We start from the raw sequence: 23,414 nt of genomic DNA, 5'->3' as shown, positions 1-23,414 counted from the left end.
CCATGCCCCCGAACCAGGAAACCCCCATGAGCCCCCAACTCCCCGCAGGCCCGAACCGCCGCCACATCCTCTCCGGCCTCGGCGCCGCCGCCCTGATCGGCGTCGCCCCTCGGCTGCACGCCCAGGGCAAGTGGCCCGAGAAGCCGATCCGCGTGGTCGTGCCCTTCGCCGCCGGCGTCTCGCCCGACGTCGTGGCCCGCATCCTGAGCGAGCCGCTGTCCCGCGCGCTGGGGCAACCCGTCGTCATCGACAACCGCGCGGGCGCGGCCGGCATCATCGGCGCCGACGTGGCGTCCAAGAGCCCGGCCGATGGCTACACCCTGTTCATGACGGTCAACTCCATCATGGGCATCAACCCCAACGTCTACGCCAAGCTGCCCTACGACACCTTCCGCGACTTCGCCCCCGTGACCCAGGTGGCGCTGGTGCCCTATGTGCTCATCACCGGCCCCAACCAGCCCTTCAAGACCCTGCAGGATCTGCTGGCCCAGGCCAAGGCGAAACCCGGTGGCGTGGAGTACGGCTCGCTGGGCGTGGGCTCGGGCCCGCACGTGGTGATGGAGATGATGAACAACATGGCGCAGGTGAGCATGGTCCACATCCCCTACAAGGGCAGCCCGCTGCCCGACGTGATGGCGGGCCAGGTGCCGCTGGCGTTCGAGCCGGCCACTACGGCCGTGCCGCTGGTGCGCTCGGGCAAGGTGCGCGCGCTGGCTGTCACCAGCCCCAAGCGGAGTTCGGCTTTGCCCGAGGTTCCCGCCGTGAGCGAGGTCCTGCCGGGCTACGACGGCGATGGCTGGCAGGGCTTCTACGTGCCCGCGGGCACGCCCAAGGACATCATCGGCCGCCTCAACACCGAGCTCGTGAAGATCCTGCACACGCCCGATGTGCAGAAGAAGCTCGAAGGCCTGGGGCTCGTGGCCATGGGCACCTCGGTGGAGGCGTTCGCCAAGGTCTCGCGCGCCGAATACGACAAGTGGGGCAAGATCGCCAAGGCCAACAACATCCGCGTGGAGTGAGGCCGCCCGGCCGGCCGGCTCAGTCGTCGCCGGCTGCGCAGCAGCGAGCGCCAGATCAGCGCGCCCAGCGCGGCGCCCACGATCGGCGCGACCCAGAACAGCCAGAGCTGGTCCAGCGCGATGGCCGGGCCGAACAGCGCCGGGCCGGTGCTGCGCGCCGGGTTGACCGAGGTGTTGGTCACCGGGATCGAGATCAGGTGGATCAAGGTCAGGCACAGGCCGATGGCCAAGCCGCCGAAGCCGGCGGCCGCGCGTTTCGCGGTGGCGCCGAGGATGACGAGCAGGAACACGGCGGTGAGCACGACCTCGGTGATCAGCGCCGCCGTGAGGCCGTAGCCGCCGGGCGAATGCTGGCCATAGCCGTTGGTGGCGAAGCCGCCCACACTGGCGCCCGGCTTGCCCGTGGCGATGAGGTACAACACGCCGGCCGCCACCACGGCGCCCAGCACCTGGGCGATCACATAACCGGGCAGCTCGGCCGCGCGGAAGCGGCCCCCGAGCGCCAGGCCTAGCGAGACCGCCGGATTGAAGTGGCCGCCGGAGATGGGCCCGAAGGCGTAGGCGCCGGTCAGCACCGTGAGGCCGAAAGCCAGCGAGACGCCGGTGAAGCCGATGCCGAGCTGCGGAAAGGCCGCCGCCAGCACCGCGCTGCCGCAGCCGCCCAAGGTCAGCCAGAAGGTCCCCAGAAATTCGGCAGACCACTTCTTCAGATTGCTGTGTTCCATGCTGTCTCCAAGTCGGGTTGTTCGGCCTGTTGCCACAGGGCGTGGGCGGATTCTAGGTCGACTCCGACGGGCGCACGCACGGCCGCGCCGCCCCAAAGAAAAAGCCCGCCATGGATTTCATGGCGGGCTTTCAGCGTTTGTTGGTGCCGGAGAGATGAATCGAACACCCGACCTTCTCATTACGAATGAGCTGCTCTACCGACTGAGCTACACCGGCAACGCCTAAGATTATAGCCCGATGTGGATCAGGCTTCCCGGTGGTAGGCGGTGACGCGCTCGACCTCGTTCTTCGAGCCCAGGATCACGCTGACGCGCTCGTGCAGCTTGCCGGGCACGATGTCCAGGATGCGCTCGCGGCCGTTGGTGGCGGCGCCGCCGGCCTGTTCGATCAGCCAGCTCATGGGGTTGGCCTCGTACATCAGGCGCAGCTTGCCGGGCTTGTTCGGTTCGCGCTTGTCCCAGGGGTACATGAAGATGCCGCCGCGCGTGAGGATGCGGTGCACGTCGGCCACCATGCTGGCGATCCAGCGCATGTTGAAGTCCTTGCCGCGCGGGCCCTCCTGGCCGGCCAGGCACTCGTCCACGTAGCGCTTCACCGGGGCGTCCCAGTGGCGCATGTTGCTCATGTTGATCGCGAATTCCTTGGTGTCGGCCGGGATCTTCACGTTTTCCTGGGTCAGCACGAAGGAGCCCTGCTCGCGGTCGAGGGTGAACATGGCCACGCCGTCGCCCACCGTGAGCACCAGCGTGGTCTGCGGGCCGTACACGCAGTAGCCGGCGGCCACCTGGTGGGCGCCGCTCTGCAGGAAGTCCTGCTCGCTCACGCCGGCGCTGCCGTCGGGCTTCCTGAGCACGCTGAAGATGGTGCCGATGCTGACGTTCACGTCGATGTTGCTGGAGCCGTCCAGGGGATCGAACAGCAGCAGGTACTCGCCCTGCGGGTAGCGGTTGGGCACCACGTAGATGCTGTCCATTTCCTCGCTGGCCATGGCCGCGAGGTGGCCGCCCCATTCGTTGGCCTCGATCAGCACCTCGTTGGCGATGATGTCCAGCTTCTTCTGGACCTCGCCTTGCACGTTCTCGGTGGTCGCCGCGCCGAGCACGCCGCCGAGGTCGCCCTTGTTCACGGCCTGGCTGATGCTCTTGCAGGCGCGCGCCACCACTTCGAGCAGCAGGCGCAGCTGGGAGGGAATCAGGCCGTCGACGCGCTGTTGTTCGACGAGGTAGCGGGTGAGGGAAATGCGTTGGGTCATGTCGGTTTTCCGTTTCAGTCGGCGAGGGCGCGGGTGACGACCTCGCGCACGTCGTTGCTCAGGTCGGGCTTGGCGGCCACGCGGGCGATGGCTTCGCGCGCCGCGCCGCGGTAGGGCTCGGCGAGTTTTTTCCAGCGGTCGAGCGCGCGCGCCAGGCGGGCGGCGACCTGCGGGTTGAAGGCGTCGAGTTCGACCACGCGCTCGCTCCAGAACAGGTAGCCCGCCGCGTCGGCGCGGTGGAAGGCGCCCGGGTTGGCGCTGCAGTAGCTGAAGATCACGCTGCGCGCGCGGTTGGGGTTCTTGAGGTTGAAGTCCGGGTGCGCCATGAGCTTGCGCACCGCCGGCAGCACGTTGCCCGCGCGGTCGGGCGCACCGGCCTGCAGGGCGAACCACTTGTCGAGCACCAGGGCCTCGTCGCGGAACAGGGCGTGGAAGCGGGCCAGCGCGTCGCGGGCGAGCGCGTGTTCGCTCACCACCAGGGCCGACAGCGCGTTGAAGCGGTCGGTCATGTTGCCGGCGTCCTTGAAGTGCTGGTAGGCCTTGCCCGGCCAGACGGCGTCGCCTTGGTGGCGCGCGGCCAGGCACAACATGGTGAGCGACAGGCCCGCGAGCGCGCGGCGGCCGGTGCTCACCGGGTCGGGGTGGTAGGCGCCGTTGTCCTTGTGGTTCTCGAAGGCCCAGGCCCAGTCGTCCTGCAGGGCGGTGGCGAGCTGTTCGCGCATGGCTTCGCGCACCGCGTGCACGCGCTGCGGGTCCACCTCGGCCAGTTGTTCGGCGATGTAGGTTTCGCTCGGCAGCGTGAGCACCAGTTCCTTGAAGGCGGCGTCCAGGTGCTGGTGGCGCAGCACATCGCGCATGGCGCCGAGGAAGGCGCCGTCCAGCGGCGCATCGGGGGCGGGGCCTTCGGCCAGGATGGCCATGAGCGCGCGGCGCAGGGCCAGGCGCTGGCCGGCTTCCCAGCGGTTGAACGGGTCGGGGTCGGCCGCGAGCAGGGTGAGCAGCTGCGCGTCGGTGTAGTGGCATTCCAGCACCACAGGCGCCGAGAAGCCGCGCAGCAGCGAGGGCACGGGCGCGCTGTCGAGGTTCACGAAGGTGAAGGTCTCGCTGGCCTGGGTGAGCACGAAGGTGCGGCTGCCGGCCTCGGGCTGCGTCCAGTGCGCCAGTTGCAGCGGCAACTGCTGGCCTTCGGGGCTGAGCAGGCCGAGCGAGACCGGGATCACGAACGGCTCCTTGGCGGCCTGGCCCGGCGTGGGCATGCAGCTTTGCGACAGCGTGAGCGTGTAGCTGCGCGCGGCGGCGTCGTACACGCCTTCGGCGCGCACGTGTGGCGTGCCGGCCTGGCTGTACCAGCGCTTGAACTGCGGCAGCAGGCGGTGCAGGTCGCTCTCGGGGTTGGCGTCGGCGATGGCCTGGGCGAAGTCGTCGCAGGTGACGGCCTGGCCGTCGTGCCGCTCGAAGTACAGCTTCATGCCCCTGGCGAAGCCTTCGCGGCCGACCAGGGTCTGCATCATGCGCACCACCTCGGCGCCTTTTTCGTAGACGGTGACGGTGTAGAAGTTGTTGATCTCGGCGTAGCTGTCGGGCCGCACCGGGTGGGCCATGGGGCCGGCGTCCTCGGGGAATTGCGCGGTGCGCAGCACGCGCACGTCCTCGATGCGCTTGACCGCGCGCGCCGAGGGCTCGGCGCACAGGTCCATGCTGAATTCCTGGTCGCGGAAGACGGTGAGGCCTTCCTTGAGGCTGAGCTGGAACCAGTCGCGGCAGGTGACGCGGTTGCCGGTCCAGTTGTGGAAGTACTCGTGGCCCACCACCGATTCGATGTTGGCGAAATCGGTGTCGGTGGCCGTGGCGGCGTTGGCCAGCACGTACTTGGTGTTGAAGATGTTGAGGCCTTTGTTCTCCATCGCGCCCATGTTGAAGTCGCTGGTGGCGACGATCATGAAACGCTCGAGGTCGAGCGGCAGGCCGAAGCGGGCCTCGTCCCAGGCCACGCTGGCGATCAGCGAGTTCATCGCGTGCTCGGTCTTGTCCATGTCGCCCGGACGCACATAGACCTGCAGCAGGTGCTTGCCACCGCTGCGCGAGGTGATGCGCTGCTCGCGCGCCACCAGCTGGCCGGCGACGAGGGCGAACAGGTAACACGGCTTCTTGTGCGGATCGACCCACTTCGCGAAGTGGCGGCCATCGGGCAGGGCGCCTTCTTCCACCAGGTTGCCGTTGGACAGCAGCACCGGGTACTTCGCCTTGTCGGCGCGCAAGGTGACGGTGTAGCTGGCCATCACGTCCGGGCGGTCCAGGAAGTAGGTGATGCGGCGGAAGCCCTCGGCCTCGCATTGCGTGAAGAAGGTGCCCTGGCTCACGTACAGGCCCATGAGCTGCGTGTTCTTCTCGGGCACGCAGATCGTGAAGATCTCCAGGTCGAAGGGTTCGTGGCCTTCGGGCAGGCTCTCCAGCACGAGCTGGGTGCCTTCGATCTTGAAGGAGCAGCCCGCGCCGTTGACCAGCACGCGCGCGACGCTGAGGTCTTCCCCGTCCAGGCGCAAGGCCTGCGCCGGCACGTCCGGGTTGCGGCGCAGGCGCATCTTGTTGAGCACGCGGGTCTTGGCCGGGTCCAGGTCGAAGCCGAGATCGACGGTGTCGATCCAGTAGGCCGGGGCGGCGTAGTCCTCGCGGCGCACCACGGTGGTGGGGCCTTCACGCAATGAGCTCATGGATCAAACTCCCTGTTTGAGTGATGCTTCGATGAAGGGGTCGAGGTCGCCGTCCAGCACCTTCTGCGTGGCGGAAATCTCGACGTTGGTGCGCAGGTCCTTGATGCGGCTGTTGTCCAGCACGTACGAGCGGATCTGGTGGCCCCAGCCCACGTCGGTCTTGGTGTCTTCGAGCTTCTGTTGCTCTTCCTGCCGCTTGCGCAGTTCGTGGTCGTACAGGCGCGAGCGCAGGCGCTTCCACGCCACGTCGCGGTTGCTGTGCTGGCTGCGGCCGTCCTGGCACTGCACCACGATGCCGGTGGGGATGTGCGTGAGGCGCACGGCCGAGTCGGTCTTGTTGATGTGCTGGCCGCCCGCGCCCGAGGCGCGGAAGGTGTCGGTGCGCACGTCGGCCGGGTTGATGTCGATCTCGATCGAGTCGTCCACCTCGGGGTAGACGAAGATGGACGCGAACGAGGTGTGGCGCCCGCCCGAGGAGTCGAACGGGCTCTTGCGCACCAGGCGGTGCACGCCGGTCTCGGTGCGCAGCAGGCCGAAGGCGTACTCGCCCTCCACCTTGATGGTCGCGCTCTTGATGCCGGCGGTGTCGCCCTCGGTCTCGTCCTCGATGGTGGTCTTGAAGCCCTTGCGCTCGGCGTAGCGCAGGTACTGGCGCAGCAGCATGCTGGCCCAGTCGCAGGCTTCGGTGCCGCCGGCGCCGGCCTGGATGTCGACGAAACAGTTCAGCGGATCGGCCGGGTTGTTGAACATGCGGCGGAATTCGAGCTTCTCCACCTCGGCCGCCACCTTGGCGGCTTCGCCTTCGATGGTGACCAGGCCGGCGGTGTCGCCATCCTCGCTCGACATCTCGAACAGCTCGGTGTTGTCGGCCAGTTCGCCGGTGAGGCGGTCCAGCACCAGCACCACGTCTTCCAGGGATTTTTTCTCGCGGCCCAGGTCCTGGGCGCGTTTGGGGTCGTTCCAGACCGTCGGGTCTTCGAGCGCGGACTCGACTTCCTTCAGCTTCGATGCCTTGGCATCGTAGTCAAAGATACCTCCGGAGCTCGACCACTCGGGTGGTCAGGTCTTCGAGCTGGCTTCGGATGGCGTTGCTGCGTTCGGCTTCCATGGGACTGTTTCCTGCTGTCTGTGTACAAAGACGGCGATTTTCTCACGGGCCGGCCCTGGGCCGCGGGCGCTGTCCGATGTCAGAAGCGCCACTTCGCCCCGACCATGAAGGCCGCGGTGCCCAGGATCTGGACTTCGAGGGCGGACCGGGGCGAGAGCTGGTAGCCCACCGCCGGGATGATGGCGGGCGAAAACCCGCCCACGTTCATGGGGACCTTGTCCTTGTACTGGCCCACGTAGCCGTACAGGATGCCGGCCGTCACCGACACATACACCTTGGGCTGGCTGGGCAGCAGGCCGGGCCAGGCCTTGCCCACGAAGGCGTAGGCCGAGGGCTGGCCGAAGGAGTTGCGGAACAGGCTGATGCCGCAGGTGCGGTCGTTGGGCAGCAGGCGGCTCAGGCTGAAGGCGAACACCGGCTTGTGCTCCGGATCGTGCGACCAGTGGTGCGTGTAGGGTGAGAAAAAGCCCTCGTAGCGGGGTTCGGTCGCACCTTCGGCCACGGGATCGTTGATGCCGGGGCACAGCGTCCAGTCGATGGCCAGGGCCGGCGAGGACAGCGCCGCCAGCAGGGCGAAGGTGCGCAGGGGCCGTGAAAGAGCGGGGCGGGTTGGGGTCGTGGGCAAGCTGAAAACCATAGGTCACAAGTATGCACGCCACCCGCGTTGCGACTGCAACAATCCGTACATCAGCCCGGGGCCTGGAAGAAATCCTCGATCAGGCCGGCCAGTGCTTCGGGCTGGTCGTGGTGCATCATGTGCCCGGCGTCGGGCACCTCGGCGCTGCGCAGCCGGGGCACGGCCTGGATGCGCTCGTGGTACTGGGCCAGGGTGAAGGCGCCCTTCCACCACAGGCCCAGGCTGTCGTCGCTGGCGGTCACCGAGAGCACGGGCGCGCTGATGCGGCGGTACAGCTCCAGCGCCTCGTCGAGCCGGTACAGGTTCGCGCCGACCACCTTGTGGGCCGCGTCGCCCAGGATCTCCCAGCCGCCCTCGGCGTTCGGCGCGGCCCATTGGCGCGCCAGCCAGTCGGCCTTGTCGCGCGGCAGGCGCGGGTTGGTCTTCATGAGGCGTTGTGCCACGCCGTCGACCGAGCCGTAGGCCTTGAGGCCGTTCTCGCCCCGGTGCAGGGCCTTGACCTCATCGATCCACTGCGCATAACGCCCCGGCGCCTGCGCGGGCCGCGTCTCGGGCATGCCGAAGCCTTCGAGGTTGACGAGGCGGCGGATGCGCTGGGGCCGCACGCCGCTGTAGATCATGGCCACGTTGCCGCCCATGCTGTGGCCCACGAGGTCCACCGCGCGCTCGCCGGCGTAGTGGTCGAGCAGGATGTCGAGGTCGGCGAGGTAGTCGGGGAACCAGTAGTTGTCGGGCGCGGGGCCGTCCGCCTTGGAGAGGCCGAAGCCGCGCCAGTCGGGCGCGATGATCCAGCGATCGCCGCGCATCGCGTCCACCACGAACTGCCAGGAGGCGGACACGTCCATCCAGCCATGCACGAGCACCAGCGGGGCCTGCGTGGCATCGGGCTGGCCCCATTGGCGCACGTGGTAGTTCAGGTGGCGCACCGGGACGAACTCGGTGCGGGAAGGTTTCCGGGCTTGGTACATTCGATCGATCATAGAGAACGAGACGGAGACCGGCCATGCGATCGAGTCAAGCCAGAGACAAGTCCCCCACGCCCCCGAGGGACCTCTACGACCCCCTGCACCGGCGCTTTGCCTGGCAGGTGCCGACGCATTTCAACATCGCCGAGGTCTGCATGCGGCGCTGGGCCGAGCGGCCCGCCACCGCCTTGCGCACGGCGGTGATCGCCAGCGCGCCGGGCCGCGAGCCGCGCCACCACCGATATGCCGAACTCATGGACCAGGCCAACCGCCTGTCCAACGCCCTGGCCGCGCTGGGCGTGCAGCGCGGCGACCGCGTCGGCGATCGTGCCTGCCGCAGCGCTTCGAGACCGCCGTGGCCTACATGGCGGTGCTGCAGCTGGGCGCGGTGGGCATGCCGCTGTCGCAGCTGTTCGGCCCCGACGCGCTGGAGTACCGCCTGCACGACAGCGAGGCCGTGGTGGCGATCTGCGACCAGCCTTCGCTGCCCGCGCTGCTGGGCGTGCGCGAGCGCTGCCCCTTGCTGCGCGCGGTGATCGGGCTCGATGGCGACGGCACGCCCGAGGGCATGCGCGCCGACCTGGACTGGAGCGAGCTGCTGGCGCAGGAGCCCACGGACTTCGTGCCCGTGAACACTTACGCCGACGAGGCCGCGGTGCTGATCTACACCAGCGGCACCACGGGCAACCCCAAAGGCGCCTTGATCCCGCACCGCGCGCTGATCGGCAACCTGAGCGGTTTCGTGTGCAGCCAGAACTGGTTCGGCTTCGACCCGTTCGATGCCTCGGTGGCATCGAAAGCGGTGTTCTGGTCGCCGGCGGACTGGGCCTGGACCGGTGGCCTGATGGACGCGCTGTTGCCCACGCTGTACTTCGGCCGGCCCATCGTGGGCCACAACGGCCGCTTCTCCCCCGAGCTCGCGTTCGAGCTGATGCAGCGGCATGGGGTGACGCACAGTTTCCTGTTTCCCACGGCGCTGAAGGCGATGATGAAGGCGGTGCCGGTGGTGCGGCCGCGCTACCGGTTGAAGCTGCAGGCGCTGATGAGCGCGGGCGAGGCGGTGGGGGACGCGGTGTTCGCGTGGTGTCGCGATCAGCTGGGCGTGACGGTGAACGAGATGTTCGGCCAGACCGAGATCAATTACATCGTGGGCAATTGCGCGCCGTTGTGGCCGGCGAAGCCGGGCAGCATGGGCAAGGCTTACCCCGGGCACCGGGTGGCGGTGCTGGACGATGAGGGCCGGGAATGCCCGGTGGGGGTGCCGGGGGATGTGGCGGTGCACCGGCTGGATGGGCATGGCGATCCGGATCCGGTGTTTTTTCTGGGGTATTGGAAGAACGAGGGGGCGACGCGCGCGAAGTACACGGGCGATCCGGCGGACAGCTGGTGCCGCACGGGCGATCTGGCGACGCGCGATGCCGAGGGTTATCTCTGGTACCAGGGGCGGGCGGACGATGTGTTCAAGGCGGCGGGGTACCGCATCGGGCCGAGCGAGATCGAGAACTGTCTGGTGAAGCACGCTTCGGTGGCGAATGCGGCGGTGGTGCCGAAACCGGATGCCGAGCGGGGGGCTTTGGTGAAGGCTTTTGTGGTGCTGGCCCCGGGGTGCGCCGGGGACGATGCGCTGGTGAAGGCGCTTCAGCTGCATGTGAAGGGGATGTTGGCGCCCTACGAATACCCCAAGGAGATCGAGTTCATCGATGCTTTGCCCATGACGACCACGGGGAAGGTGCAGCGGCGGGTTTTGCGGGTGTTGGAGGAGGATAGGGCGCGCCTGCGTTCCTAGCGGTGCGTTTGCGCGGGGCCGCTGGTGCGGGTGGCCGTTCTCCGGCGCTGCTCGCGGGCGACTTCCCGGGCATGCCCATACCCCCTCATCAACACCGGGTGGGCGCACGACCTCTGTGGCAACCGCGAATGGGCGCCTGCGCCCAGCCACCCGCACCATCGACCCAGTGGCATGGTTGGCATTCAAGTGGTTGAATTCAAGTTTCACTTGAATGGCGTTCCATTCCCTCCCTCTCGACGGATGGTGGGGTTCGCGGGCGCAGGCGCCCATTCGCGGTTGCCACAGAGGCTGAGTGAGGGGGTGGAGTTGACGAGGTAACGGTGGCGAACCCGGGCAGCCGTCCGCGAGCAGCGCCGGAGAACGCGGACCACGCCATCCGGCAGCGCGAGGTCCAGGCCAGAAACCCAGGCAAGAAAAAAACTAGGCCACAGGCCGCCGAGACCGAGACTGATCCCGGGCCACCTCGATGAACTCCAACACCTCCGCCCGAGGTTGGGACCCCCGCCGCCACACCAGCCCCACATCGACGGTAGGAACGGCATCGCGCAAAGTCCGCACCTCCACGTGCTCCGCATCCAGCGTCCAAGGCCGGTACAGAAAATCCGGCAGCACCGCCAACCCCGCCCCCACCCCCACCAACGAACGCACCGCTTCCAAAGAGGACGTGCGCAACACCGTGCGCGGCTTCAGCTGATGGCGCGCCCACACACTGCGCATCAACAACTCGATCCGGTCCGCCTGCAACACCACCAGATCGTGCTGCACACACTCCGCCAACCCCACCTCCGCCTGCGACGCCAGCGGATGGTCCGCCGCCATCCACACCCGGTTCGGTGAACGCGTCAGCGTCTCCGCCACCAAAGCCTGCGGCTCACCCAGCGCATTGCTCACCATGATCGCGATGTCCAGCTCGCCATTGATCAACAGGTGCTCCAGAAACGGCGGCGCGTCCTCCACCACCTGCAGATCCACCCCCGGACACGTGCGCCGGAACCGCGCGAACACCTCCGACAGGTAATACCCCGCCACCAGACTCGTCACCCCGATCGTGAGCGAACCGGCCAAGGGCGTCGCCCCCTGGTGCACACCCCGCGTGGCGTCCGCCACCGCGCCGATCACCCGCCGCGCCTTCACCAGAAAGCGGTGCCCCTCCGGCGTCAGCCGCATGCCCTTGGGGCTGCGCTCGAACAACACCAGGCCCAGACCATCCTCCAGCTCCAGCACGCTCTTGGTGATCGCCGACTGCGCGATGTTCAGCATGCGCGAGGCCGCGGCCACGGAGTCCGATTCCGCCACCGCCAGGAAGTAGCGGAACTGCTTGAGCGTGATGTGCCGGTTCATGCTGGTGCGCACCACGCCAGGGAGCTGCCCTGTTGCGGTGCAAAAAAGATATGGGTAAACCCTTGCTCTCTATTTTCGAGATAGCTTACCGCAGCAATATTGAATTTTGAAAGCCGGGCCGGCCTTCCTACGATGCGCTGCAGTCGGCCCGCCGGGCGGTGGGCTGCGTTTCTGAAACCGCTATCAACCCATAGGTGATCGATCCATGAAACTCGCACAACGCCCCCTCGCCCGCACCGTCGCGGGTCTGCTGACGACGGCCCTCACCCTGGCAGCCCCTGGCCCCCGCCGCGCAGGCGCAATCGGCCCTCAAGAAACTGGGCAAAGGCGAAGGCCAGGTCGATATCGTGGCCTGGGCGGGCTACATCGAACGCGGCCAGACCGACAAGAACTTCGACTGGGTCACCGACTTCGAGAAGAAGACCAGTTGCAAGGTCAACGTGAAGACCGCCGGCACCTCCGACGAAATGGTCGCGCTCATGAACGAAGGCGGCTTCGACCTCGTCACCGCCTCGGGCGACGCCTCCATGCGCCTGATCGCCGGCAAGCGCGTGCAGCCCGTCAACGTCGACCTGATCCCCAGCTACAAGACCGTGGACCCGCGCCTGCAGAAGGCGCCCTGGCACTACGTGAACAACACGCACTACGGCACGCCCTACCAGTGGGGCTGGAACGTGCTCATGTACAACACCACCGTCTTCAAGGACAAGCCACCCACCAGCTGGAACGTGGTGTTCGAGGAAACCACGCTGCCCGATGGCAAGAGCAACAAGGGCCGCGTGCAGGCCTTCGACGGCCCGATCTACATCGCCGACGCCGCGCTCTACCTGATGAAGAAGAACCCGGCCCTGGGCATCAAGGACCCGTACGAACTCAACGAGGCGCAGTACAAGGCCGCGCTGGACCTGCTGCGCGGCCAGCGCAAGCTGGTGGGCAAGTACTGGCACGACGCCTTCGTGCAGATCGACGACTTCACCAACGAAGGCGTGGTGGCTTCCAGCAGCTGGCAGTTCATGGCCAACATCCTCAAGAGCAAGAACCGCCCGGTCGCCACCGTGGTGCCGGTCGAAGGCGCCACCGGCTGGGCCGACACCACCATGTTGCACGCCGACGCCAAGCACCCCAACTGCGCCTATATGTGGATGGAGCACTCGCTCAACACCAAGCTGCAGGGCGACCTCTCGGCCTGGTTCGGCTCGGTGCCCTCGGTGCCGGCGGCCTGCAAGGGCAACAAGCTGCTGGGCGACCAGGGTTGTGCCAACCAGGGCTACAACAGCTTCGACAAGATCTCGTTCTGGAAGACGCCCACGAGCAAGTGCACGACGCAGAACAACAACTGCGTGCCGTACCACAAGTGGGTGTCGGACTACATCGCGGTATTGGGAGGCCGCTGACGCGGCACACCCCCGCGGCGCTTCGCGCCACCCCCTCGAGGGGGCGATGCCTGAGGCCCGGCAAAGCCGGTTCCTCGGCATCTCTGGATGAAGCGCCTCTTCTCTCGTGCTGTTTCTTCTGACCTTGTTGCATGACCACTGCCGTCACCCTTGAATCGGTTTCCTGCGTGTTCGGCAGCGGCGCGCAGGCCGTGCGCGCGGTCGACCGCGTGGACCTCACCATCGAAGGCGGGGAGTTCTTCACCTTGCTCGGGCCCTCGGGCTCGGGCAAGACGACCTGCCTGCGCATGATCGGCGGCTTCACGCTGCCGACCTCGGGCCGCATCCTCATCGGCGGGCAGGACGTGTCGCACCTGCCGCCGTACGCGCGGCCGGTGAACACGGTGTTCCAGGACTACGCGCTGTTCCCGCACATGAACATCCGCGACAACGTGGCCTACGGCCTGATGGTGCAGGGCGTTGACAAGTCGGCGCGGCACGCGTGTGCCGAGCAGATGCTGGACCTGGTGCGGCTCTCGGGCGTGGGCGAGCGCCGCCCGGGCCAGCTCTCGGGTGCCAGCGCCAGCGCGTGGCGCTGGCGCGCGCGCTGATCAACCAGCCACAGGTGCTGCTGCTCGACGAGCCGCTGGGGGCGCTCGACCTCAAGCTGCGCGAGCAGATGCAGACCGAGCTGAAAGCCCTGCAGCGGCAGCTGGGCATCACCTTCCTCTTCATCACGCACGACCAGCACGAGGCGCTGTCCATGAGCGACCGCATCGGCGTGTTCAGCAACGGCCGGCTGGAGCAGGTCGGCGCGCCGCAGGCCATCTACAACCGCCCGGCCACGCGCTTCGTGGCCGAGTTCGTGGGCGCGGCCAATGTGTTCGACGGCGCGCGGGCGCGCGAGATCGCGGGGGTGGACAGCGTCATGCTTCGGCCCGAGCGCATCCGCCTGGGCCCCTCGCCGCAGGCGCGCCTGAGCGGCGCGGTGATCGACGCGCAGTACTTCGGCTCGTTCTCGCGCGTGCGGGTGGACTGGGGCGGCGAGGCCATCTCGGTGGACCTCAACCCCGAGCTGCACCCCGAGCTGCCCACGCCGGGCGACACGGTGCACCTGCACTGGCAGGCCGATGCGGTGCACCCGCTGCAGCCAGGCGCGGCGCCATGAGCCTGGCCCTGTCCGCCTCCCCGCCGCGGGTGCCGCGTGGCGGCGCGCTGCGCCGGCTTTCGGACCTGCTCTACACCCGCCGTGGCCTGCTGATGGCCGCATTGCTCGGGCCGCCGCTGCTGTGGTTCGGCGCGATCTACCTGGGCTCGCTGTTCGCGCTGCTGGCCAACAGCTTCTTCGCGCTCGACGAGTTCTCCGGCGTGGTGGACCGCACGCGCTTCACGCTGCAGAACTTCCGCGAGATGACCGACCCCGCCAACGTGGACGTGGTGCTGCGCACCGTCGCCATGGCGGTCAGCGTCACGCTGGCCTGCGGGCTCATCGCCTTTCCCATCGCCTACTACATGGCGCGGTATGCGCGCGGCCCGCAGAAGGCGCTGCTCTACATCGCGGTGATGCTGCCGCTGTGGTCCAGCTACCTGGTGCGGCTCTACGCCTGGAAGCTGCTGCTGGCCAAGGAGGGCGCGATCTCCTGGGTGCTGGCCGAGGTGCACATGACCTGGCTACTCGATCTCGTGCTGTCCACACCCGGCATCGGCGGCAACTCGCTCTCGTTCTCGCGCCTGGGCACCTTCATCGTCTTCGTCTACATGTGGCTGCCTTTCATGATCCTGCCGATCCAGGCCGCCATCGAGCGCATCCCGGGCTCGCTGCTCGAAGCCTCCAGCGACCTCGGCGCGCGCGGCGGCACCACCTTCTGGAAGGTGATCTTTCCGCTCGCCATGCCGGGCATCGCGGCCGGTTCCATCTTCACCTTCTCGCTCACATTGGGCGACTACATCATTCCGCAGGTGATCGGCGACTCCACGCTGTTCATCGGCCAGGTGGTGTACCGCCAGCAGGGCGTGGCGGGCAACGTGCCCTTCGCCGCCGCGTTCTCGCTGGTGCCCATCGTGGTCATCGGCGTCTACCTGTGGATCGCCAAACGCCTGGGGGCTTTCGATGCGCTCTGACCCGTCCCGCGCCGGCTGGGGCCTGAAGGCCGCGACCTGGGCCGGCGTGCTGTTCCTGCACATCCCGCTCGCGCTCATCATCCTCTACGCCTTCAGCGCCGAGGACAAAAGCTACGTGTTCCCGCCGCCGGGCCTCACCACGCAATGGTTCGCCGCGGCCTGGGCGCGAGAGGACGTGTGGGCCGCCATCGGCCTGTCGTTCCGCGTCGCGCTGATCGCCACCGCGCTGGCCATGGTGCTGGGCACGCTGGCGGCGGCCGGCCTGGCGCGCACGCGCTTCTTCGGCCGCGACGCGATCTCGCTGCTGCTGATCCTGCCGATCGCGCTGCCCGGCATCATCACCGGCATCGCGCTGCGCACCGCGTACCACACGATGGAGATCCCGTTCAGCTTCTGGACCATCGTGGTCGGTCACGCCACCTTCTGCGTGGTGGTGGTCTACAACAACGCGGTGGCGCGGCTGCGGCGCACCAGCCCTTCGCTGATCGAGGCCTCGATGGACCTGGGCGCGGACAGCTTCCAGACGATCCGCTACGTGATCCTGCCGCAGCTCGGCTCGGCCCTGCTGGCCGGTGGCCTGCTGGCGTTCGCGCTGAGCTTCGACGAGGTCATCGTCACCACCTTCACCGCCGGGCAGCAGACCACGCTGCCGATCTGGATGCTGCAGGAGCTGATCCGCCCGCGCCAGCGGCCGGTCACCAACGTGGTGGCGGTGGTCATCATCGCGCTCACCTTCATCCCCATCCTGGCCGCGTATGTCCTCACGCGCGCCGACGAACAACCCAACGGGCGCTGAGCCCGAACCCCTTCCACCCCGACGGAGACCACCATGGGCAAGACCCCCGATTTCCAAGTCCCGATATCGACCGAGCTGTTCATCGACGGCCAGTTCGTGGCCGGCGAGGGCGAGCGCGAGCGCGTGCTGAACCCGGCCACGGGCGACGTGATCGCGCAGGTGCCCGAGGCCTCATACGAGCAAATCCACAAGGCGGTGCTGGGGGCCAGCCGCGCGTTCGACAGCTGGAGCGAGACCACGCCCATGGAGCGCTCGCGCCTGCTGCTCAAGGTTGCGCAACGCGATCGAACAGCGCGCCGAGCAGTTCGCTCGGCTGGAGTCGCTCAACTGCGGCAAGCCGTATCTGCGCGCGCTGGAGGACGAGATCCCGGCCATCGTCGACTGCTTCCGCTTCTTCGCGGGCGCGGCGCGCTGCATGACGGGCTCGGTGGCCGGCGAGTACCTGCCGGGCCACACCAGCATGATCCGGCGCGACCCCATCGGCGTGGTCGGCTCGATCGCGCCCTGGAACTACCCGCTGATGATGGCCGCGTGGAAATGCGCGCCCGCGCTGGCGGCCGGCAACACCGTGGTGCTCAAGCCCAGCGAGCAGACGCCGCTGACCACGCTGATGCTCGCGCGCGTGGTGGCCGAGATATTGCCCAAGGGCGTGTTCAACGTGGTCTGCGGGCGCGGCCCCAGCGTGGGCCAGCCGCTGGTGGAGCACCCGCTGGTGCGCATGGTCTCGCTCACCGGCGACGTGTCCACCGGCCGCAAGATCCTGCAGGCCGCCACCGGCACGCTCAAGCGCACGCACCTGGAGCTGGGCGGCAAGGCGCCGGTGCTGGTGTTCGACGACGCCGACATCGACGCGGTGGTGGAGGGCATCCGCACCTTCGGTTACTACAACGCGGGGCAGGACTGCACGGCGGCCTGCCGGCTTTACGCAGGCGCCAAGGTGTACGACCGCCTGGTGGCCGACCTCAGCAGCGCGGTCAAGACCATCCAGATGGGCACGCAGGACGAGGCGGGCGTGGAGCTGGGCCCGCTGATCACCGACCGCCAGCGCGACCGTGTGGCGAGCTTCGTGGAGCGCGCGCAGATGCTGGGCCACATGGAAGTCACCGCCGGCGGCAAGATGCGCTCGGGCAGCGGTTTCTTCTACGAACCCACGGTGATCGCGGGGGGCGCGGCAGGACGACGAGATCGTGCGCCGCGAGGTGTTCGGGCCGGTGGTGTCGGTGACGCGCTTCACCGACCCCGAGGAGGCCGTGACCTGGGCCAACGATTCGGAGTACGGCCTGGCTTCATCGGTGTGGACGCAGGACGTGTCGCGCGCGCTGCGCGTGGCGCGCAAGCTGCAGTACGGCTGCACCTGGATCAACACCCACTTCATGCTGGCCAACGAGATGCCGCACGGTGGCATGAAGGCCAGCGGCTATGGCAAGGACATGTCGATGTACGCGCTGGAGGACTACACGGTCGCACGCCACGTGATGGCGAGGCTGTGAGGCACCCCCCGCCGCGCTGCGCGCGACCCCCCTGAAAGGGGGGCGACACCTGGGACCGGCGGAGCCGGATCCTCGGTGTCACTGGTTGGGGCTGCCTCGCTCCGACTTAGCGCGCTGCGGTTTGTGCGGGTTCGGCCACGTAGATCTCTACGCGGCGGTTGGCGGCGCGGCCCTGGGCCGTGCTGTTGTCCGCGACCGGTTGGTGCGAGCCTCGGCCGTCGGTGGCGATGCGGCTGGCCGCGACGCCGCGCGCCACGAGGTAGTCGCGCGTGGCGTTGGCGCGGTCGAAGGACAGCGGGTTGTTCACGGCGTCGCTGCCGGTGCTGTCGGTGTGGCCCACGATCGCCACGGCGGTCACCGGGTTGGCGTTGAGCGTGCCGGCGAACTGGCTGAGCACGTTCTGCAGCGTAGGGCTCACGGTCGAACGGCCGGTGGCGAAACCGGCGTCGGCCGGCACGTCGAGCTTGAGGCGGTTGTCGCTGGTCTGGCTCACGCCGATGCCGGTGCCTGCCGTGGCGGCCTCCATCTGCTTCTTCTGCTCCTGCATCTTGTTGGACCAGACATAGCCACCCACCGCGCCCGCGCCTGCACCGAGCACGGCGCCCGTGGCCGCGCCCTTGGAGCCGCCGGTGGCCGCGCCGAGCAGGGCGCCCGCGACGGCACCGATGCCGGCGCCTTTGGCGGTGCCGCTTTGCGTTTCACTCATGTTGGCGCAACCGGCCAGGGCGAGCGCCGCGGCGAGTGTGGTGACCGTCAGGCCTCGGGTCAGATGGATGTTGAAGTTGGACATGGTTTTTCTCCACTGCTTGGTTGAAGGTCGATTGAGACGTGCAAGGCACCCTAAACTTATACCCCTACGGGTTTCAGCCGAAACCTCCTTCAGTTCCTATTTACAAATACTTGCATGAAGAACGTACCACTGGGCACCAGCGCGCTGCGCGTGCCCCCGATCTGCCTGGGCACCATGACGTTTGGCGAGCAGGTGGACGAAGCCACCGCGCACCGCATCCTGGATCGCGCGCTGGAGCGTGAGATCAGCTTCCTCGACGCGGCCGAGATGTACTCGGTGCCGGCGCGCGCCGACACCAGCGGCTCCACCGAAACCATCCTGGGCAACTGGTTCGCCAAGCGGCCGGGCGCGCGCGACAAGCTGGTGCTGCGCACCAAGGTGGCCGGGCCGGCGCGCGGCATGCCCTGGCTGCGCCCCGAGGTGAGCAAGGCCGGCATCATCGAAGCCTGCGAAGCCAGCCTGCGCCGCCTGCAGACCGAGGTGATCGACCTTTACCAGATCCACTGGCCCGCGCGCAACGTGCCGGCCTTTGGCGCGATCTACTTCGACCCGGCCAAGGACAAGCCCGCGCCCTCCGTGCTCGAACAGCTCGAAGCCCTGGCCGAGCTGGTGAAGGCCGGCAAGGTCAAGGCCATCGGCCTGTCCAACGAGACCCCCTATGGCGTGCACGAGTTCGTGCGCCTGGCCGAGCAGCACGGCCTGCCGCGCGCTGCGCACGGTGCAGAACCCGTACTGCCTGATCAACCGCAGTTACGAGAACGGGCTCGACGAAACCTGCCACCGGCTGGATGTGTCGCTGCTGGCGTATTCGCCGCTGGGCTTTGGCCTGCTGAGCGGCAAGTACGACGAGACCGGCCTGGTGGGCAACGCGGGCCGCATGGCGATCTACGAATCGATGCGCAAGCAGCGCTGGGGCCGGCCCGAAGCGCTGGACACCGCGCGCCGCTACAACGCGCTGGCGCGAGAACACGGCCTCACGCCCTCGCAACTCGCGCTGGCCTTCTGCTACACCAACCGGCGCGTCGCGCAGCACCATCATCGGTGTGACCACGCTGGCCCAGCTCGACGAGTGCCTGGACGCCTGGGACACGAAGCTCTCGCCGGAGCTGCTGGCGGCGATCGATGCGATCCGCTGGGAGAGCCGCGACCCCGCGCAGTGATCGGAACACCCCCCGCCGCGCTTCGCGCGACCCCCTCAAGGGGGCGATGCCAGTGGCCCGGCAAAGCCGGTTCCACGGCATCCTTGGCCGAAGCCACTGCGGACCTGAAAATCCTCCATGGCAAAAAAATCGCACGTGAGTGAAACGCCCGCCACCGCCTGGCTCAAGGCGCATGGCGTGGTGTTCACCGAGCACCCCTACGAGTACCTGGAGCACGGTGGCGCGCAGCACAGCGCGCAGGTGCTCGGGTTCGACCCCTTCGCGGTGGTGAAGACGCTGATCATGCAGGACGAGGCGGCCAGGCCGCTGGCGGTGCTGATGCACGGCAACCGCACCGTCTCCACCAAGAACCTCGCGCGGCAGATCGGCGCCAAGTCGGTCGAGCCCTGCAAGCCCGAGGTCGCCAACCGGCACAGCGGCTACTTCGTGGGCGGCACCTCGCCGTTCGGCCTCAAGCGCGACATGCCGGTGTGGGTGGAGGCCACGGTGCTGACCTTGCCAAAGATCTGGATCAACGGCGGGCGCCGGGGTTTTCTCGTCGGCATCGATCCGGCGGTGCTCGCCGGTCCCCTGGGCGCCAAGTCGGTGAACTGCGCGCTGGCAGAATAGCCGCCCAGACACGGCTTCGCGCACAGACGCGGCGGCCCCACGAGAACGAGGAGCTTTCTTCATGACCTACCCCTTGCTGCGCCACGCTGGCCGCCTACCTGATCGGCTCGCTGTCCTTCGCCGTGCTGGTGAGCCGCCTCATGGGGCTGAACGACCCGCGCACCTACGGCAGCAAGAACCCGGGCGCCACCAACGTGCTGCGCTCGGGCAACAAGGCGGCGGCCGTCATCACCCTGCTGCTCGATGCCTTCAAGGGCTGGCTGCCCGTGATGGCGGTGAAGTGGTGGGGCGAGGCCTATGGCCTGGGCGACGGCACGGTGGCGCTGGTGGGCCTGGCGGCCTTCCTGGGCCACCTGTACCCGGTGTTCTTCCGCTTCCAGGGCGGCAAGGGCGTGCGCACGGCCGCGGGCGTGATCCTCGCGTTCCAGCCCTGGCTGGGGCTGGCGGCGCTCGCGACCTGGCTGATCATCGCCATCTTCTTCCGTTATTCGTCGCTCGCCTCCATCGTCACGGCGGTCTTCGCGCCGGCCTACTTCCTGCTCGGCAACCGGGTGGCCTGGGACGCACCGGGCGTGCAGGTGCTGAGCCTGGCCGTCATGGGCCTGCTGCTGGTGTGGCGGCATTCGGAAAACATCAACCGCCTGCTGGCCGGCACCGAAAGCAAACTGGGAGCGAAGAAGAAATGAGCGATCTGCACAAGGACATCACCCGCATCGGCATGGCCGCGCGCTACAGCGAGGCCGCCGTGTTCAACGGCGTGGTCTACCTCGCGGGCATGGTGCCCGAGCGCGGCGACACCGACATCGCGGGCCAGACGCAGGACGTGCTGGAGCAGGTGCAGCAGCGCCTGCTCGAAGCGGGCAGTGACAAGTCGCGCATCCTGCGCGCGCAGATCTACCTCACCGACATCCGCGACATCGCGGCCATGAACGAGGTGTGGGACGCCTGGGTGGTGCCGGGCACCGCGCCGCCGCGCGCCACGGTGCAGGCCGCGCTGGCGCAACCCGGCCTGGCGCATCGAGATCGTGGTCACCGCCGCGCAGAACGCGGCCTGATCAATAGCGTTTTTCCAGCGTCAGCTGGTCGTTGTGGCGCTGCATCTGGAAGCGCGTGAGAAAGCTGTTGCCCAGCAGGATGTAGTTCATGGGTTGCGGCAGCACGATGGCCGCCACGCCGTACACCTGGGCATCGCCCACGCGCACCGAGTCCAGTTGCACCTGATGGCCCACGACGCGGCCATTGGCGGTGGCGCACACCCACTTTGCGGCCCTTGGTGTAGTCCAGCTGGATGCGGTTGGCATCGGACTCGCTGAGGATCACCGTGGTCGCGCCGGTGTCCACCATGAACTGCACGGTGCGCCCGTTGATCTGGCCGGTGGGCATGAAGTGGCCCTGGGCGTCGGCGGTGAGCACGATGCGCTGGGCACCACCGCCATCCTGGCCCGATGAAGACCGGCCCAGGCTGACCGGTGCATCGCCCACCCGCAGGGTCAGGCGCTGGCCGTTGATGTCGAACACGGCCGCCTCGCCCTGCAGGCTCAGCAGCTTCACACCTTGCTGGATCTGGCCGGGGCTCATGAAACGCGGCGCGGCGCCATCGATGTTCACCAGCGCCTTGCCACCGGCCACACCCGACAGCGCGACCTGCTGGGACAGGGCGGGCAGCGCCAGAAGAAGACCCGCCACGAGCGCGGAGGCCTTGGGCCAGAGGCGCCGTGGAACCGGCTTTGCCGGGCCGCCAGCGCCGCCCCCCTGGAGGGGGGTGACGCCGAAAGCGGCGCAGGGGGTGTTCACTTAATCTCTGAAGTTGTTGAAGGACAGCGGCAGGTCCTTGAGCTCGCTGCGGATCAGCGCCATGGCGGCCTGCAGGTCGTCGCGCTTGGCCCCGGTCACGCGCACCGCATCGCCCTGGATCGCGCCCTGCACCTTGAGCTTGCTGCCCTTGATGACCTGCTGGATCTTCTTGCCGTCTTCGGTGCTGATGCCGTTGCGCACCTTGACGACCTGCTTGACCTTGTCGCCGCCGGCCTTTTCGACCTTGCCGACATCGAGGAAGCGCGCGTCCACGCCGCGCTTGGTCAGTTTGCCGCGCAGCACGTCGTCGATCTGCTGCAGCTGGAACTCGGCGTCGCCGTGCAGGATGATTTCTTTCTCTTTTTCCTTGAGCTCGATGGCGGCACCGGTGCCCTTGAAATCGAAGCGCGTGCCGATCTCGCGCGTCACCTGGTCCACCGCGTTTTTCACTTCGACGAAATCGGCTTCGAGTACGGTGTCAAAAGAAGGCATGGCTGATGAATCCTGAGGGTGGGTGAGACAATCCGGGGATGGTAGTCGAGAACAACGTGGCGCTCCAGCCATACAACAGTTTTGGCATCGTGGCGCGCGCGCTGCGGCTGGCCCGCGTGCGCGACGAAACGGAGTTGCGCGCGCTCATGGCGGGCGCCGATTGGCCCGCGCTCACGCGCGAGGCGCCGCCCTTCGTGCTGGGCGGCGGCAGCAACCTGGTGGTGACGGGCGACATCAAGCCGCTGGTGCTCAAGGTGGAGATCCGCGGGCGCCAGCTGGTGGAGGAGTCGGCCCGGGGCTGGCTGGTGGAGGCGGGCGCGGGCGAGAACTGGCACGAGACCGTGGCCTGGACGCTGGCGCAGGGCTGGCCGGGGCTGGAAAACCTGGCCCTGATTCCGGGTTGTGTGGGTGCGTCGCCGGTGCAGAACATCGGCGCCTATGGCGTGGAGCTGCAGGACCGTTTTCATGAGCTGGACGCGATCGACCTGCAGACCGGGCAGAGTTTCACCCTGAACGCCGCGCAGTGCGGTTTCGGTTACCGGGACTCGGTGTTCAAGCACACGCCCGCGGGCGAGAAGGGTCTGGGCCTGGCGGGGCGCGCGCTGATCACGCGGGTGCGTTTCTGGCTGCCCAAGCCCTGGAAGCCGGTGCTGGGCTATGCGGACCTGGAGCGCCGGATGGCCGAGACCGGCATGTCCCATCCCGACGCGCAGCAGATCTTCGACTGGATCTGCGCGATCCGGCGCGCGAAGCTGCCGGACCCGGCGGTGATCGGCAACGCGGGCAGTTTCTTCAAGAACCCGACGGTGAGCGTGGAGCAGTGTGCGGACATCATCGCGCGCGACCCGAAGGTGGTGCACTACCCGATGGCCGACGGCAGCATCAAGCTGGCGGCGGGTTGGCTGATCGACGCCTGTGGCTGGAAGGGCCGGGGCGTGGGGAATGCCGGGGTCTACGAGAAGCAGGCGCTGGTGCTGGTGAACCGGGGTGGGGCGACCGGGGGGGAGGTGATGACCCTGGCGAAGGCCATCCAGACCAGTGTGTATGAGCGGTTCGGGATTTTGCTGGAGCCTGAGCCTGTGGTGGTCTGAGGTTTCTCGCCTGCGCTTCTTCGGGTCCGCCGTCGCCGGGTGGTCGGCTCCGCGAATGTCCCCCGGCGGCTGGTGCCGCCTCCTCCTTTACTTCGCTGCGCCAACCACCCGACGTCGTCGGACCTGCCAGCCGATAGGCACGCCAACAAGAGG

17 protein-coding genes, 1 tRNA gene and 6 pseudogenes are annotated in these 23,414 nt (G+C 68.0%); 13 read left to right on the top strand and 11 right to left on the bottom strand.

All coding sequences use genetic code 11. From position 1 onward, the window contains the following. Positions 1-26: 26 nt before the first annotated feature. Positions 27-1,019, top strand: a complete 993-nt coding sequence (locus ACFJGX_RS23660) for a Bug family tripartite tricarboxylate transporter substrate binding protein (RefSeq protein WP_382160327.1) — start codon at positions 27-29, stop codon at positions 1,017-1,019. Positions 1,020-1,057: 38 nt separating this feature from the next. On the opposite strand, the pseudogene aqpZ reads toward ACFJGX_RS23660, so the two are convergent. From aqpZ to ACFJGX_RS23625, 7 genes and pseudogenes are all read right to left on the bottom strand, one after another. After that, positions 1,058-1,744 (bottom strand): annotated as a pseudogene (gene aqpZ / locus ACFJGX_RS23655) (aquaporin Z); the annotation flags it as partial. A 141-nt stretch (positions 1,745-1,885) separates the two neighbouring features. Further along, a tRNA-Thr gene (locus ACFJGX_RS23650) sits at positions 1,886-1,961 on the bottom strand. Positions 1,962-1,989: 28 nt separating this feature from the next. Continuing rightward, positions 1,990-2,997: a class 1 fructose-bisphosphatase gene (locus ACFJGX_RS23645; RefSeq protein WP_382323617.1), complete on the bottom strand. Its 1,008-nt coding sequence runs from the start codon at positions 2,995-2,997 to the stop codon at positions 1,990-1,992. Between the two features lie 14 nt (positions 2,998-3,011). Then, complete coding sequence (gene pepN / locus ACFJGX_RS23640) at positions 3,012-5,708, bottom strand: aminopeptidase N (protein ID WP_382323618.1); 2,697 nt, start codon at positions 5,706-5,708, stop codon at positions 3,012-3,014. A gap of 3 nt (positions 5,709-5,711) precedes the next feature. Beyond that, positions 5,712-6,816, bottom strand: a protein-coding gene (gene prfB / locus ACFJGX_RS23635; RefSeq protein WP_382160317.1) for a peptide chain release factor 2 whose coding sequence is annotated in 2 segments (ribosomal slippage) — positions 5,712-6,734 and positions 6,736-6,816 — 1,104 coding nt in all. Because the reading frame shifts where the segments join, the coding sequence is not laid out codon by codon here. A 79-nt stretch (positions 6,817-6,895) separates the two neighbouring features. Further along, the gene (locus tag ACFJGX_RS23630; protein WP_382327182.1) at positions 6,896-7,441 is read right to left on the bottom strand and encodes a hypothetical protein; all 546 of its coding nucleotides are present in this window, start codon (positions 7,439-7,441) and stop codon (positions 6,896-6,898) included. Positions 7,442-7,503: 62 nt separating this feature from the next. After that, the gene (locus tag ACFJGX_RS23625) at positions 7,504-8,421 is read right to left on the bottom strand and encodes an alpha/beta fold hydrolase (RefSeq protein WP_382323620.1); all 918 of its coding nucleotides are present in this window, start codon (positions 8,419-8,421) and stop codon (positions 7,504-7,506) included. Between the two features lie 35 nt (positions 8,422-8,456). On the opposite strand from ACFJGX_RS23625, the pseudogene ACFJGX_RS23620 reads away from it, so the two are divergent. Then, positions 8,457-10,204 (top strand): annotated as a pseudogene (locus ACFJGX_RS23620) (acyl-CoA synthetase). A 420-nt stretch (positions 10,205-10,624) separates the two neighbouring features. Here the strand turns inward: ACFJGX_RS23620 and ACFJGX_RS23615 are convergent. Continuing rightward, positions 10,625-11,545, bottom strand: coding sequence for a LysR substrate-binding domain-containing protein (locus ACFJGX_RS23615; protein ID WP_382160305.1), 921 nt, complete (start codon positions 11,543-11,545; stop codon positions 10,625-10,627). A gap of 347 nt (positions 11,546-11,892) precedes the next feature. Between ACFJGX_RS23615 and ACFJGX_RS23610 the strand changes: the two genes are divergently transcribed. From ACFJGX_RS23610 to ACFJGX_RS23585, 6 genes and pseudogenes are all read left to right on the top strand, one after another. Continuing rightward, entirely contained in the window at positions 11,893-12,939 is a 1,047-nt protein-coding gene (locus tag ACFJGX_RS23610) for an ABC transporter substrate-binding protein (RefSeq protein ID WP_382323622.1), read from the top strand. A 131-nt stretch (positions 12,940-13,070) separates the two neighbouring features. Continuing rightward, a pseudogene (locus ACFJGX_RS23605) lies at positions 13,071-13,507 on the top strand (ABC transporter ATP-binding protein); the annotation flags it as partial. Beyond that, positions 13,508-14,086 carry an ABC transporter ATP-binding protein gene (locus tag ACFJGX_RS23600; RefSeq protein ID WP_382328787.1) on the top strand — a complete coding sequence of 193 codons (579 nt, stop codon included), beginning with the start codon at positions 13,508-13,510 and terminating at the stop codon, positions 14,084-14,086. It abuts the pseudogene before it with no gap. Beyond that, positions 14,083-15,039, top strand: coding sequence for an ABC transporter permease (locus ACFJGX_RS23595; protein ID WP_382323624.1), 957 nt, complete (start codon positions 14,083-14,085; stop codon positions 15,037-15,039). Before ACFJGX_RS23600 ends, ACFJGX_RS23595 begins: the two co-directional genes overlap by 4 nt. Continuing rightward, positions 15,029-15,835 carry an ABC transporter permease gene (locus ACFJGX_RS23590; RefSeq protein WP_382323625.1) on the top strand — a complete coding sequence of 269 codons (807 nt, stop codon included), beginning with the start codon at positions 15,029-15,031 and terminating at the stop codon, positions 15,833-15,835. The genes ACFJGX_RS23595 and ACFJGX_RS23590 overlap by 11 nt, the downstream gene beginning before the upstream one ends. A 75-nt stretch (positions 15,836-15,910) precedes the next feature. Further along, a pseudogene (locus ACFJGX_RS23585) lies at positions 15,911-17,325 on the top strand (gamma-aminobutyraldehyde dehydrogenase). Positions 17,326-17,431: 106 nt separating this feature from the next. On the opposite strand, the gene ACFJGX_RS23580 reads toward ACFJGX_RS23585, so the two are convergent. After that, complete coding sequence (locus ACFJGX_RS23580) at positions 17,432-18,115, bottom strand: OmpA family protein (protein WP_382323626.1); 684 nt, start codon at positions 18,113-18,115, stop codon at positions 17,432-17,434. Positions 18,116-18,229: 114 nt separating this feature from the next. Here ACFJGX_RS23580 and ACFJGX_RS23575 point away from each other — a divergent pair. From ACFJGX_RS23575 to ACFJGX_RS23560, 4 genes and pseudogenes are all read left to right on the top strand, one after another. Then, positions 18,230-19,275 (top strand): annotated as a pseudogene (locus ACFJGX_RS23575) (aldo/keto reductase). A gap of 117 nt (positions 19,276-19,392) precedes the next feature. After that, complete coding sequence (locus tag ACFJGX_RS23570; protein ID WP_382323627.1) at positions 19,393-19,884, top strand: aminoacyl-tRNA deacylase; 492 nt, start codon at positions 19,393-19,395, stop codon at positions 19,882-19,884. 86 nt (positions 19,885-19,970) lie between these two features. Then, the gene (plsY, locus tag ACFJGX_RS23565; protein WP_382328785.1) at positions 19,971-20,570 is read left to right on the top strand and encodes a glycerol-3-phosphate 1-O-acyltransferase PlsY; all 600 of its coding nucleotides are present in this window, start codon (positions 19,971-19,973) and stop codon (positions 20,568-20,570) included. Then, positions 20,567-20,939: pseudogene (locus tag ACFJGX_RS23560) on the top strand (RidA family protein). The gene plsY and the pseudogene ACFJGX_RS23560 overlap by 4 nt, the downstream one beginning before the upstream one ends. Here ACFJGX_RS23560 and ACFJGX_RS23555 read toward each other — a convergent pair. Next, complete coding sequence (locus tag ACFJGX_RS23555; RefSeq protein WP_382328783.1) at positions 20,940-21,185, bottom strand: TIGR02281 family clan AA aspartic protease; 246 nt, start codon at positions 21,183-21,185, stop codon at positions 20,940-20,942. A gap of 493 nt (positions 21,186-21,678) precedes the next feature. Beyond that, positions 21,679-22,170, bottom strand: coding sequence for a YajQ family cyclic di-GMP-binding protein (locus ACFJGX_RS23550; protein WP_297401042.1), 492 nt, complete (start codon positions 22,168-22,170; stop codon positions 21,679-21,681). Positions 22,171-22,208: 38 nt separating this feature from the next. Here ACFJGX_RS23550 and murB point away from each other — a divergent pair, with 38 nt between their 5' ends. After that, the gene (murB, locus tag ACFJGX_RS23545) at positions 22,209-23,261 is read left to right on the top strand and encodes a UDP-N-acetylmuramate dehydrogenase (RefSeq protein ID WP_382323628.1); all 1,053 of its coding nucleotides are present in this window, start codon (positions 22,209-22,211) and stop codon (positions 23,259-23,261) included. Positions 23,262-23,414 lie beyond the last annotated feature (153 nt).

The sequence above is a fragment of the Hydrogenophaga sp. UC242_50 genome (assembly GCF_042697355.1).
Taxonomy (GTDB): domain Bacteria; phylum Pseudomonadota; class Gammaproteobacteria; order Burkholderiales; family Burkholderiaceae_C; genus Hydrogenophaga.
Note: the sequence above shows the minus strand (reverse complement) of the source record. Positions and strands in the feature narration are given on the sequence as shown.

Excerpts from the sequence above, each read along its gene's own strand:
- ACFJGX_RS23550 (WP_297401042.1), bottom strand. The coding sequence starts at position 22,170 with ATGCCTTCTTTTGACACCGTACTCGAAGCCGATTTCGTCGAAGTGAAA.
- murB (WP_382323628.1), top strand. The coding sequence starts at position 22,209 with ATGGTAGTCGAGAACAACGTGGCGCTCCAGCCATACAACAGTTTTGGC.
- ACFJGX_RS23570 (WP_382323627.1), top strand. The coding sequence starts at position 19,393 with ATGGCAAAAAAATCGCACGTGAGTGAAACGCCCGCCACCGCCTGGCTC.
- ACFJGX_RS23625 (WP_382323620.1), bottom strand. The coding sequence starts at position 8,421 with ATGTACCAAGCCCGGAAACCTTCCCGCACCGAGTTCGTCCCGGTGCGC.
- ACFJGX_RS23595 (WP_382323624.1), top strand. The coding sequence starts at position 14,083 with ATGAGCCTGGCCCTGTCCGCCTCCCCGCCGCGGGTGCCGCGTGGCGGC.
- ACFJGX_RS23590 (WP_382323625.1), top strand. The coding sequence starts at position 15,029 with ATGCGCTCTGACCCGTCCCGCGCCGGCTGGGGCCTGAAGGCCGCGACC.
- ACFJGX_RS23580 (WP_382323626.1), bottom strand. The coding sequence starts at position 18,115 with ATGTCCAACTTCAACATCCATCTGACCCGAGGCCTGACGGTCACCACA.
- ACFJGX_RS23555 (WP_382328783.1), bottom strand. The coding sequence starts at position 21,185 with ATGCCAACCGCATCCAGCTGGACTACACCAAGGGCCGCAAAGTGGGTG.
- ACFJGX_RS23645 (WP_382323617.1), bottom strand. The coding sequence starts at position 2,997 with ATGACCCAACGCATTTCCCTCACCCGCTACCTCGTCGAACAACAGCGC.
- ACFJGX_RS23660 (WP_382160327.1), top strand. The coding sequence starts at position 27 with ATGAGCCCCCAACTCCCCGCAGGCCCGAACCGCCGCCACATCCTCTCC.
- pepN (WP_382323618.1), bottom strand. The coding sequence starts at position 5,708 with ATGAGCTCATTGCGTGAAGGCCCCACCACCGTGGTGCGCCGCGAGGAC.
- ACFJGX_RS23615 (WP_382160305.1), bottom strand. The coding sequence starts at position 11,545 with ATGAACCGGCACATCACGCTCAAGCAGTTCCGCTACTTCCTGGCGGTG.